The 11667-nt window shown below is 67.6% G+C and carries 11 protein-coding genes and 1 tRNA gene; 6 read left to right on the forward strand and 6 right to left on the reverse strand.

The window, feature by feature from the left end; translation table 11 throughout:
• Positions 1–14 precede the first annotated feature (14 nt).
• The 4 genes from ACP690_RS16910 to ACP690_RS16925 all read right to left on the reverse strand — a co-directional run bounded on the left by ACP690_RS16910 (position 15) and on the right by ACP690_RS16925 (position 3254).
• Positions 15–962 (reverse strand): FecR family protein, encoded by a 948-nt coding sequence (locus tag ACP690_RS16910; RefSeq protein ID WP_426261744.1) that lies wholly within the window; start codon positions 960–962, stop codon positions 15–17.
• Positions 963–970: 8 nt separating this feature from the next.
• Positions 971–1462, reverse strand: a complete 492-nt coding sequence (locus ACP690_RS16915) for an RNA polymerase sigma factor (protein WP_426261758.1) — start codon at positions 1460–1462, stop codon at positions 971–973.
• An 81-nt stretch (positions 1463–1543) separates the two neighbouring features.
• A complete protein-coding gene (locus ACP690_RS16920; protein WP_426261743.1) occupies positions 1544–2362 on the reverse strand; it encodes a ChbG/HpnK family deacetylase in 819 nt (272 codons plus the stop codon).
• The gene (locus ACP690_RS16925; protein ID WP_426261742.1) at positions 2322–3254 is read right to left on the reverse strand and encodes a glycosyltransferase family 2 protein; all 933 of its coding nucleotides are present in this window, start codon (positions 3252–3254) and stop codon (positions 2322–2324) included. The genes ACP690_RS16920 and ACP690_RS16925 overlap by 41 nt, the downstream gene beginning before the upstream one ends.
• 155 nt (positions 3255–3409) lie before the next feature.
• On the opposite strand from ACP690_RS16925, the gene ACP690_RS16930 reads away from it, so the two are divergent.
• From ACP690_RS16930 to ACP690_RS16940, 3 genes are read left to right on the forward strand one after another with little or no spacing between them, the layout of a single operon-like run.
• A complete protein-coding gene (locus ACP690_RS16930) occupies positions 3410–4894 on the forward strand; it encodes a hypothetical protein (RefSeq protein ID WP_426261741.1) in 1485 nt (494 codons plus the stop codon).
• Positions 4895–4949: 55 nt separating this feature from the next.
• Complete coding sequence (gene cysS / locus ACP690_RS16935; RefSeq protein WP_426261740.1) at positions 4950–6377, forward strand: cysteine--tRNA ligase; 1428 nt, start codon at positions 4950–4952, stop codon at positions 6375–6377.
• Positions 6374–7312 (forward strand): D-2-hydroxyacid dehydrogenase, encoded by a 939-nt coding sequence (locus ACP690_RS16940; RefSeq protein WP_426261739.1) that lies wholly within the window; start codon positions 6374–6376, stop codon positions 7310–7312. Before cysS ends, ACP690_RS16940 begins: the two co-directional genes overlap by 4 nt.
• Here ACP690_RS16940 and ACP690_RS16945 read toward each other — a convergent pair.
• Positions 7306–8295, reverse strand: coding sequence for a M48 family metalloprotease (locus ACP690_RS16945; protein ID WP_426261738.1), 990 nt, complete (start codon positions 8293–8295; stop codon positions 7306–7308). The genes ACP690_RS16940 and ACP690_RS16945 overlap by 7 nt on opposite strands.
• Before the next feature lie 72 nt (positions 8296–8367).
• Complete coding sequence (locus ACP690_RS16950; protein ID WP_426261737.1) at positions 8368–9411, reverse strand: hypothetical protein; 1044 nt, start codon at positions 9409–9411, stop codon at positions 8368–8370.
• A gap of 131 nt (positions 9412–9542) precedes the next feature.
• On the opposite strand from ACP690_RS16950, the gene ACP690_RS16955 reads away from it, so the two are divergent.
• The 3 genes from ACP690_RS16955 (at position 9543) to ACP690_RS16965 (ending at position 11658) form a co-directional block, all read left to right on the forward strand.
• The gene (locus ACP690_RS16955) at positions 9543–10916 is read left to right on the forward strand and encodes a class II 3-deoxy-7-phosphoheptulonate synthase (RefSeq protein ID WP_295563640.1); all 1374 of its coding nucleotides are present in this window, start codon (positions 9543–9545) and stop codon (positions 10914–10916) included.
• An 83-nt stretch (positions 10917–10999) separates the two neighbouring features.
• Positions 11000–11075 (forward strand) — tRNA-Glu (locus ACP690_RS16960).
• Between the two features lie 70 nt (positions 11076–11145).
• Complete coding sequence (locus ACP690_RS16965) at positions 11146–11658, forward strand: DUF6538 domain-containing protein (RefSeq protein ID WP_426261736.1); 513 nt, start codon at positions 11146–11148, stop codon at positions 11656–11658.
• Positions 11659–11667: the final 9 nt, after the last annotated feature.

The following is an 11667-nucleotide window of genomic DNA, read 5'->3' on the forward strand; positions in this document are numbered from 1 at the left end:
GTCGGGATCGCCGCTTACCGTTCCGCCAACACCCAATCCGCCCCGTCACGCCGCCAAGTTGCCCCGATCAGATCGGCCAGATGCGGAATGTCGCGATCGGCTTCCCCCGTGAGGTGGATTATGCCGGTGAACGGACGCGTGGACAAGCCGCTCGCGATCCGCAGGCGAAACCCGTGTAATCGCCGCAGGCTGGCCGCAACCTCGGCGACCGATGCCGCATCGAAACTCAGCACACCTTGGCGCCAGCCACCCACGCTGTCCGCGGGAATCGTGCTGCGCACGATCCGGCCGGTCGCCCCGTCGCGGGTGAGAGCGTCGCCGGCCCGCAGTGTCACCGCGGCGCCGTCCGGCTCGAACATCACCGATCCCTCGCCGACCGCGACCGACAGATCGCCGCCGTCACGCGTGACGTCGAAGGTCGTCCCCATGTCGCGGATGACTTGATCGCCGGCGTGCAATGTAAACGGATGCGCGGAATCATGGACGACGTGCAGCGCCACCTCACCGCGATCCATAGCGATCGTCCGCGGATCAGCCGGATTGAACCGCAGCACCGTCCCGCCGTTCATCGCGATCTGCGTCCCATCCGCCATCCGGATATCGCGCCGTTCGCCGTCACGGGTCGCGATTACCTCGCTCATGCCAGCCTGGGGCGACGGTTTGAACAACACGCCCGGCACCAGCCATAGCGCCAGCGCGGCGGCGATTGCCGCCCCCGCGGTGCCGGCAAGCGGCCAGCGACGACGGAACACGCGCTCGTCGTCGTTTGCGGCCACCGGCGTTGCCGGCGCGTCTGGAAAATGCGCTTCGGCAATCAGCGCATCCTGCAGGGCGATCGCGTCATAGGCGCGCGCATGCTCGGCATCCGCTTCCAGCCAGAATACGAATTGCTCCCATTCGTCGGCCGACATGTCCGCCTGACGAACGTGCCACAGCGCGGCCTGATCGACGATCGCTGCCATGGCCGCGCTCATTGATCCTGCTCCATGCCGAGCACGGGCATCGCGCCATTCACCTCGGCGAGGCGCGCGTGCAGGATGCGATAGGCGCGCTGCAGAAGCTTTTCGACGCCGCTCACGCTGATGCCCAATTCATCGGCGATAGCGCGCTGACTGCGCCCTTCGATACGGAACAGACGGAGCGCTCGCCCCATCCGCTCGGGCATGGCATCGATCGCCTGCTCGACGACGCGCAGGGCATCGCGCGCGACGAGCGCCCGTTCGGCATCCGGCATATCATCGGCCGCGGGCTGTGATGCGAGCCACGCGCCGTCGCGTGCATCGCGCCGCGCGCCGGCGATGCGCCGATCGGTCGCGAGATTGCTGGCGACGCGGTATAAGAAGGCAGCAGGCTGAGCGATGGGCGTTGTGCCGAGTTGGTCGAGCCGCAGCCACAAATCGTGGAGCGCGTCTTCGGCTTCCTCCCGCGAGCCAAGGCGCGCGACGAACAGGCGCAGGAGCATCGCGCGCTGCGCAAGGAAGACGGCACGCAGCCCCCCATCCGCCGTGCTCCCGTCAGCCAATCTGCGCCCAAGCTCCTCATGTCAGGCCGGAAAGGCCAGACCCTCAGCCGCTGCCATGTCGGCAATCGACCAGGTACGCAAGGCATCGGCTTCACGCGGACGCGCTGCCGCGATCGCGTCGCCGGGTCGTTTACCCGCTCCGGGATGGCACATCACGAGATGCATGCTCGCCGCCTTGCGTAGAAACCGTGGGAATAATCCCCGATAATCGGTTGAGAAATCGTAGTGCCCCGCGAAACTGTCGTTGCAACGCAGGCCATAACGCGCGGCGTCCCGTTTCAGGCCCCGCGAATGGAAGGCGCTGCCGATCGCTTTGCCCGCGAACGGCCGCCGCAGCATCGCGCCGACACGGTCGACGCAGTCGCGCACCCAGGCGTTCGGCGCGCGATGGGCGGTTTCGAACAAGACGATGTCGCGAATCCCGGGAAGCGCGTGCGAGTGCTGATGGCCGTCGACGAAGTCCGGCGCCCGGCCCATCGCGGCGACGAAAGCGTCGAACTGCGCGGCCACTTCACCGGCGATCTCGTCGAGCGGTAGCTCGCGACGCGCCGCCGAACGGGTCAGCGGATCGATTTCCGGCATCACGCCCTCGGGCGCGAACTGCGGCATATCGGTCAGCGGGCGCTCACCGGTCAGCGTCAGGTGCAGGCCGATCTCGACATGGCGCGGCAGGTCGCGCAGCAGCGCGGCATCGGTCGCCCAGCCCGGCATCAGCGTCATGCAACTGGTCGCGTTGAGCTTCCCCTCGCGCGCCAGGCCAGCGATCGTCTCGCTGACATCGCGCGAAAAGGCGAAATCGTCAGCGCACAGGATGAGACGCGGCACGGATCGGTCCTCCATGGTTCGACGGGACGGGTAAATGGGCAAAGCTGGTGACGGTCTGGAACGCGCGCTCGCGGATCTGCACGCTCATCAGGCGCCGGCGCTGCAACCGGCGGGCCAGGAAATGGTAGAAGAACCAGTCGCCAGCCCAGGGCGCTGCCGCGGCGTAGACGAGCCGTTCGAACAGCGTCCACCGGATCGAAGCGCGATCCCGCTCGCGCGGCGACGGCATGCACCACAGATCCTTCGAATACCGCATGTCGCCTTGCGACATGGTGCGGTGGATCACCTCGTGGTCCTCGAGGATATAGCCCCACAGCGCCGCATCGAAGCCGCCGACCGCCCGCAGCGCCGCGACGTCGAAGCACTGGCCCGCCCCGCCCGCATGGCATTGACGTGGCAGCATGCGTGCGGCGGTCAGGATCCGGCGCGCTTCGGCGTCGAGCGCGCTCTGGTCTGCACCCGGATCGACGAAATAGGCGCCCGCAACGACGCAGCCGTCCTGAGCAAGCAGCGCCTCCGCTTCGGCCAGATAATGCGGCGGGTACAGCGTATCGGCATCGCAGGTGGCGACATAGCGGGTCCGCACGCGCCCCAGGCCGGTGCGCAGCGCGCTGACCTTGCCCGGCACGGTTTCGCTGATGATCGTCGCATCCAGTCCATGCGCAGCGATCGCCGCGCGAGCGATCGCAACGCTGTCGTCGGTCGAACCGTTGTCGACCAGCAGCAACTGGAACGGCACCGTCTGCGAGGCGAGGCTGGCGATCGTCTGGCCAAGGAACGCCGCTTCGTTGAAGAATGGGATCAGCACGGTCCACAGCGGCGTCGCACGCCGCTCCGGGCCGAACATGGCGGCCGACAGCGGCGAACCGCCCGTCTCCATCCGATCCTGGTCGACAACAAGATACATTCCAACGCCCCCCACGAGCCACGCTTCAGCCGGCCATGCGACACGCACGCCCGCTCCTTGCTGACAGGACGACGCCGATCGTCCTGACCCGCACCGCGGCGGCGAAATTAATTTCGAGCATGACGCCGCGGGCGGCGCTGCTATGAGCGCGCGCCATGGCCCACAGCGCATCGTCCGCCCCTGACACACGGCTGTCGTCGACCGGATGGGTGGCGTTCGCGCTGCTGCTGCTCTGGGCAATCGCCCTGCGTGCGCATGATTTCGGCAACCCGATCATCCATGTCGACGAGCAATATTATCTGCTCGTCGGCGACCGGATGCTGCACGGCGCCGTGCCCTATGTCGATCTGTGGGACCGCAAGCCCGTCGGCCTGTTCCTGATCTTCGCTGCGATCCGACTGCTGCCCGGCGATGGCATCCTCGCCTACCAGCTGGTCGCGACGCTGTTCGCCGCCGCCGCGGCGTGGCTGGTGGCTCGTGGCGGGCGGATGCTGGGCGCGCGGCCTGCGGCGGCCCTGATGGCGGGCGCGGCGTACATCCTGTGGCTGTCGCTGCTCAGCGGTCGCGGGGGGCAGTCGCCGGTCTTCTACAACCTCTTCACCGCCGGCGCCGCGGTACTGACGCTGCGCCTGCCCGTGCTGGCCGAGGCTCGTGCGACGCGCGCAATCGTCCTCAACGGCGCGGCCGCCTGCCTGCTCGCCGGCCTCGCGATCCAGACCAAATACACGCCCGTCGTCGAAGGCGCGTTCTTCGGCGCGGCCCACCTCTGGTATCTGCACCGCGCAGGCGCCACGCTCCGGCTCTGCGTCGGCGCGGCGCTGCTATGGATGCTGCTCGGTATCCTGCCGACGGGGCTGATCGTCGCGGAGTATTGGCGCCGCGGCCCGGCGGTTTTCGACGCCTTCTGGTTCTCCAATTTCGCCTCCGTCTCGCTGCGCAAGGGCTATCCCGCCGCCAAGATCGCCGCGCGGCTCGCCGGCACGGGCGCGCAGTTGCTTCCCTTCATCGTCTGTACGGTGATCGCCCTTCGTCAGCGCCCGATGGCGCCCGAGCGGCGGATCGCCTTCGGCTGGCTTGCCGCCGCCCTGGTCGCCTTCGCGATGATCGGGGCCTTCTTCGATCATTACGCGCTGCCGCTGATGCTGCCGCTCGCCATGATCGCCGCGCCGGTGCTGGACCGCCACCGCGCCGCGCCGGTCGCGCTGATCGGCTATGGCCTGATCCTGTTCGTCGCCCGTGTGCTGCTGCCGCCGACCGATGCCAGTTCCGCCCGCGCGGTCGCCCAGGTGATGAAAGCCAACGATCGCGGCGGCTGCCCCTATGTCTTCGCGGGCGATTCGGTGCTGTACCTGCTCGCCGACGCCTGCATCCCCACGCGCTACGCCTTCCCCTCGACGCTCGCGTACGACGCCGAGCGCGGCGCGTCGGGGGCTGACGAGGTCGCCGAGCTGGACCGCATCCTCGCCACCCGTCCGCCGGTGATCGTGACGATGGACGAACCGATGGCGCCTTGGAATCCCGCGACCCACAACATCATGACCGCCACGCTCGCGCGTTCCTATCGGCAGGTCCTCAGCGTCCCGCGCGAGGACGCCCACCTGCTCGTCTATCTCCGCCGCGATCTGCCCCTTCGTCGATAAAGCCGTACCGCTGGAGGCTTGGCGGCATCGCTCGGCCCGCGCTATGGCCCCGCGCATGACGCCGATGACGCTGTACAACAGCCTGACCCGAGCCGCGGAGCCGTTCCAGCCCGCCGACCCCGCCAACGTCCGCATCTATTCGTGCGGGCCGACGGTCTATCACTACGCCCATATCGGCAACCTGCGCGCGTACCTCTTTACCGACACACTCGGCCGGACGCTGACGTGGAAGGGCTATGGCCTCACCCACATCATCAACATCACCGACGTCGGCCATCTGACCAGCGACGCCGATGCCGGCGACGACAAGATGGAAGCCGCCGCGAAGAAGAGCGGCCAAGATATCTGGGCGATCGCAGACCATTACACGCAGGCGTTCAAAGCCAATCTGAAGGACCTCAACGTCCGCGATCCCGCCCGCTTCCCGCTGGCAACCGACCATATCGACGGCATGATCGCCTTCGGACAGGCGATCGCCGACAAACATTGCTACCGCCTGCCCGACGGCCTTTATTTCGACACCACCACCGTCCCCGATTACGGCCGCCTCGCCGGCACGCGCGATGAGGGCCCGGTGGAGGGCCGCATCGACAGCGTCGAGGGCAAGCGCCACCCCGCCGACTTCGCGATCTGGCGCACCAGCGCGCCGGGCGAGAACCGCCAGATGGAGTGGGACAGCCCCTGGGGTCGCGGGGCGCCGGGCTGGCACCTCGAATGCTCGGTGATGAGCCGGCAGTATCTGGGTGATCATTTCGATATCCACACCGGCGGCATCGATCATCGCGAGATCCACCACCCCAATGAGATCGCGCAGAACCAGGCGATCAGCGGCACCGCGGATACCGGTGCGACGCTCTGGATGCATAACAACTTCCTCGTCGATCGTACGGGAAAGATGTCGAAATCTTCTGGCGAGTTCCTCACCCTGCCCGCCCTCGTCGCCCGCGGCTTCCACCCGCTCGCCTATCGCCTGATGTGCCTGCAGGCGCATTATCGCAGCGAACTGGAGTTCTCGTGGGAGAATCTCGCCGCCGCGCAGACGCGCCTCAAGCGCCTGATCCAAACCGTCGCCGCCCTCCGCGCCCGTGGCGAGGCCAAGGGTGCCGCTTCGGCCGCACCCTATGCCGAACGCCTCGACGCCGCGCTGTCGGACGACCTCAACACGCCCAAGGCCTTGCCCGTGCTCGACGAACTGCTCGCCGACAAGCGCGTCAGTCCGGCCGACCGCCTCGCCGCGCTCGAAGACTTCGACGCCGTGCTCGGCCTCGACCTCCTCACCCTCTCCCGCGAAGACCTCCGCGTCCGCCCCGCCAGTGCGACGATCGACGAAGCCGGCATCGCCGCCGCGCTCGTTGAGCGCCGTGAGGCCCGCGCCGCTAAGGACTTCGCCCGTTCCGACGCGCTGCGCGACGAACTCGCCTCAGCCGGCGTCGAGGTGATGGATGGTGATCCGCTGGGCTGGGACTGGAGGCTCTCGCTGTGAAGGCCGTCCTGCCCGCCATCGCCCGTGGCCTGCTCGAACCGCACCTCCCCGCCGAGGTCGAGCCGATGTGGTTCACCACACCGGCCGAAGCGGAAAGCATGATCGCCGACGCCACGATCGCCTGGGTCGACATGCAGCCGACCCACCTCACCGAACAGGCGATCCGCGCAGCGGGGCCGAAGCTGCAATGGGTTTCGACGCTCTACGCGGGCCTCGACGCCTTCCCGCTCGACCTGCTGCGCGATCGCCGCGTCACCGTCACCAACGGCGCCGGGATCAATGCGGTTGCGGTGGCCGAATATGCGTTGCTCGGCATCCTCGCCGCCGCGAAGCGCTATGATGAGGTCGTTCGCATGGCGGATCGCCGCGAATGGCCGATGGTGTCGCCGGGCCGCATCGAATTGGCAGACACGCGCGCGCTCATCATCGGCTATGGCACGATCGGCCGCCTGATCGGCGAGCGTCTTGCCGCTTTCGGCGTGGACGTCACCGGCGTTACCCGCTCCGGCCGCGACGGCACGCTTGCCCCCGACCAATGGGCGGCCCAGATCGGCGAATACGACTGGATCGTCCTCGCCGCCCCCTCGACCGATACGACCCGCACGATGATCGGGGCGGAGCAACTCGCGGCGATGAAGCGCAGCGCCTGGCTCATCAACATCGCTCGCGGCGACATGATCGACCAGGATGCGCTGGTCTCGGCGCTGACCGCCGGGACGATCGCCGGCGCCTTCCTCGATCCCACCACGCCGGAGCCGCTGCCCGCGGATCACCCGCTGTGGAGCGCGCCCAATTGCCTCATCTCGATGCATCTGTCGGGTCGCAGCCAGAACACGATGTTCCAGCGTGCCGCCGCGCTCTTCCTCGAAAACGTGCAGGCCTTCGTCGCCGGCAAACCGATGCGCAACGTCGCCGACCTCGACGCGGGTTACTGAAGCGGACGATCCGCCTCCGCCGCCAGCGGGGGCGCGTAAAAGCCATGGCCCGCCGGCATTGTGGCGATCGCCGCCTCCAGCGCCTTCGCGCGCGCCGAGGATGACGGATGCGTCCGGCTGCGGAACAGACCGCCGTCGACATCCCCGCCATGCTCGCGCCAGAACCGCACCGCAATCTGCGGATCATATCCCGCGTTGCGCAGCAGATAGGCGCCCAGCAGATCGGCCTGATCTTCGGTCAGCCGGAACAGCCGGCCATTGCGCCCAACCTCGGACAGCAGGCCGCGCTTGACGCCTGCCGCCTCCAGCCGCGCGGCATGGCGCAGGATATTGTGCGACAGCTCATGTGCGACCACGACCGCCACCTCGTCATCAGTATAGCGTTCGAAGAAGCGGACCCCGATCTGCACGATCCGCCCATCGGCCGACGCGGTCATGCCCGGCCCCAGCAACACCTCGAAGGCGCTGCGGCAGCCCGGCGAGGCGGGGATCGTCACGGTCCGGGTGCGACCCTCACGCATCAGCTCGACCGACAAAGGCCGATCGGCCGGCAGCCCCGCGATCTGCTCCACCGCCGCATCACGTGCGGCACTGCTCGCGTCCTTGCCCGGCGCGCCGCTATCGATCGGCCGACCGTCGACCGACTCGATCGAATCGCCGGCTCGAACCCCCGCCTTGGCCGCCGCGGACCCCGGCACCACCGCCTCGACCGCGATCGGCGTTTCGAACCCGAAGCTCGCCCGCGCCTGGTCACGCAGGGCCGGATCATATTGCCCCAGGCTATGGATCGCCCAGCCCGGCGTCGGCGCCAGCGAGCGACACAGCGGGGCATTGGCCGTCGTCAACCGATAGGCGATCGCCGCCATCCGGCCATCGACCTGCCGCAACGCGTCGAACGTCGCCGCGGTGTCCGGGTCCGCCGCCACCGCCGGAGCAGCCACCGCCAACGCCGCTGCGACCGCCCACGAAATCCCATAGCGCATGCCGACCATCCTTACGCTTACTCGACGCCGCTCCTTACGGCAGCGCGCGACGCAGCGGAACCGGCCGCCGCACTATTTCAACGCCTTCGCATCGAGCGTGATCGTCTTGCCGACCGCCTTTCCCTGCACCTTGCCCTGCGACACCACCGCCCACACCTGCTTGGGCTGCGGCATCGCGCTGAACGAGGGCAGGACCGACGTCGATCCGTCGACGTCCGTCAGCGAGACGCTGTACGTGCCTGTCTTATCGATCTGCCCCATGATCGAGGGAAACACGCTCACCGAGCGCCCGCCGTCGTACAGAGCCATCGTATAGCCCTGATCGGCTCGCATATTGCGATAGACGCCATATTCGGTGCGCCCTTCGCCGTCCCGACACCATAAAGGTGCGTCATCGGCCTTGGCAGGCGTCTTGGCCTTTTCGCTCGCAGCGAGGCCCGGCAGCATCAGGGACATCAGCAGGTCGCCCGCGCCCGCCGCCACTTGCTTCGCCTTTCCGAACACCAGCGGCGTCGCGCATGGCTTCACCAGCCTCGCCGCCGTGCCGGCCGCCGTCACCTTTGGCCAGCGAACCCCCGCGATGAATTGCTGCAACTCCGCGTCAAGTTTGTCCGCCGTCAGCGTCGTCGCGCTCATGCGGATCGCCACGATCCAGCCGTTCAGCGGCATGACGGCCAGCGCCGTGCTGCGATAGGCTCCACTCGCATTGGCATAGGTTTGGCGCAGCGCCGATCCCGCCGTCGCACCCGGCAGCGCGAAGGCAAGCGGATCGGCGCTTGCCGGCGCCGCATTGCGGAACTCGGCACGCGTCTCCAGCGCCGTCTGCGACCGATCGAACCACAGGCCGACGTCGGCGATCGCGGGGCGAAAGATATAGACGGTCGCCGTGACGCTCTTGTCCGGCGCCCAATATTGCGCGGCGACATCGAACTCGCCCCGCGTCGCATCGGTCAGCGCCGTGCGCGTCAGCCCCGCGTTTTGCGCCATGAGGGCGACGCCCGTCTCGGCATGACGCCAGCCCTTGTCCGCCGGCACCGGTAGGTCGCGGGCCGACGCCATCGCGCCGGCCACCATCGCCGTTCCGATCAGCACCGCCGTCAGCCGTTTCCGCATCATAGCCCCCTCCATCTGTATCGCCTGCATAGCACGCCACCGGCCGATCGATACGCCCCCCAAGCGTTCCTTCATTGCGCAAAATCCGTTTTGGGCGCATGTGCCGCGACGTTTACACCCCGAAGGACGACATTATGGCCGCGAACTGGGCCCCCGACAGCTGGACCCGCGCCGAAGCCCGCCAGCTTCCCGATTATCCCGACGCCGTGGCGCTCACGCGCGCGACGGACGCGCTCGCGAGCTTTCCGCCGCTCGTTTTCGCCGGCGAAGCGCGCAACCTGACCGCAGAGCTCGCCAAGGTCGCGGAGGGCAAGGCCTTCCTGCTCCAGGGCGGCGACTGCGCCGAATCCTTCGCCGAGCATAGCGCGAACAACATACGCGACACCTTCCGCGTGATCCTGCAGATGGCGGTCGTCCTCACCTTCGCCTCGAAGCTGCCGGTGGTGAAGCTCGGCCGCATGGCCGGCCAGTTCGCCAAGCCGCGCTCCGCGCCGACCGAGGTGATCGACGGCGTCGAACTGCCCAGCTACCGCGGCGACAACGTCAACGACATCGCCTTCACGCCCGAAAGCCGGATCCCCGATCCGCAGCGGATGATCCGCGCCTATTCGCAATCGGCCGCGACCCTCAACCTGCTGCGCGCCTTCGCGCAGGGCGGCTATGCCAATCTGCATCAGGTGCATCGCTGGACGCACGACTTCATGGGTCGCAGCCCATGGAGCCGCAAATATGCCGAAACCGCTGACCGCATCGGCGAAGCGCTCGACTTCATGGCGGCGTGCGGCATCGATCCCGAAACCGTGCCGCAGCTGTCGCAGACACATTTCTATACCAGCCACGAAGCGCTGCTGTTGCCGTTCGAACAGGCCTTAACACGCCAGGATTCCCTGACGGGCGACTGGTACGACACATCCGCCCACTTCCTCTGGATCGGCGACCGCACCCGCTTCGAAAATTCGGCGCACGTCGAGTTCCTGCGCGGCATCGGCAACCCGATCGGCGTGAAGTGCGGCCCCAGCCTCGATCCCGACGCACTGCTCCGCATGCTCGACACGCTCAACCCGGGTCGTGTGCCCGGTCGCATGACGCTCATCACCCGCTATGGTTACGACAAGATCGAGGCGCATCTGCCCAAACTCGTCCGCGCCGTGACGCGCGAAGGCCATCCCGTCATCTGGTCGTGCGACCCGATGCACGGCAATACGGTGAAGGCCGCGACCGGCTACAAGACCCGCCCCTTCGACCGCATCCTGGCGGAGGTGCGCGGCTTCTTCGACGTTCACCGCGCCGAAGGCACGCATGCCGGCGGCATCCATGCGGAGATGACCGGCCAGAACGTCACCGAATGCACCGGCGGCGCGATCGACGTGACCGAACAGAGCCTGGCGGATCGCTACCACACCCACTGCGACCCGCGCCTCAACGCCGGCCAGAGCCTGGAACTCGCCTTCCTGCTCGCCGAAATGCTGAACACGGAAATGGCCGAACGCCGCAAGGCCGCCGCCTGAACGAGGGTTTGTGCGGGGAGGCGTCAACAAACCCGCTTGACGCCCCCCGCCCCCAAGCCTAGACGCGCCCCTCCACCGCACACGGCCCCTTCGTCTAGCGGTCTAGGACGTCGCCCTCTCACGGCGAAAACACGGGTTCGAGTCCCGTAGGGGTCACCATCTGCGCTCAAGAGCGCAGAATCGCGCGATTACGCCATTCTTTGCCGCTCGCAGGTACAGCGAGCACTGAATGGCCCTCATGGCGACACCCTGGAAACACCCTTCGACCGGCGTTTATTACCTGCGCCGACAGATTCCCGAGAAGCTGCGCCCCGCATTCGACGGCAAGGCGCTGTGGAAGGTATCGCTGGGCACCAAGAATGGCAGCGACGCAACGGTGCTCTTCCTCCAGGCCAACGCCGCCCTCGAACAACGGTTTGAAGAGGCGCGGACCCGGCTGAAAGCGACGGGCAGCCCCTGCCCTTCCGCGCGCGACCGTGCCGACGAAATGGTATTCGCCTATTTCCAGGGGCCCGAATTCAAGACTGGCGGACTGATGGTGAAGAGCGGCTGCTACTGGCCAGGCTGGAACTCGATCGGGGGCTGTGGAACGCAACCCCGACCGGATGCAGCTCCCCTGCCCCACTGCATGATGTCAATCGGCGTCCAAAAAGGACCCCCTATCGGCGTGCAAAAGGGACCCCCTTCGTCGAGCAGCGTAACGGGTATGACGGGCGCACTGTTCGTGCTGGTTGCGGCGTAGGGCGGGCGT

The organism is Sphingomonas sp. DC4900 (assembly GCF_049896485.1).
Classification (GTDB): domain Bacteria; phylum Pseudomonadota; class Alphaproteobacteria; order Sphingomonadales; family Sphingomonadaceae; genus Sphingomonas; species Sphingomonas aquatilis.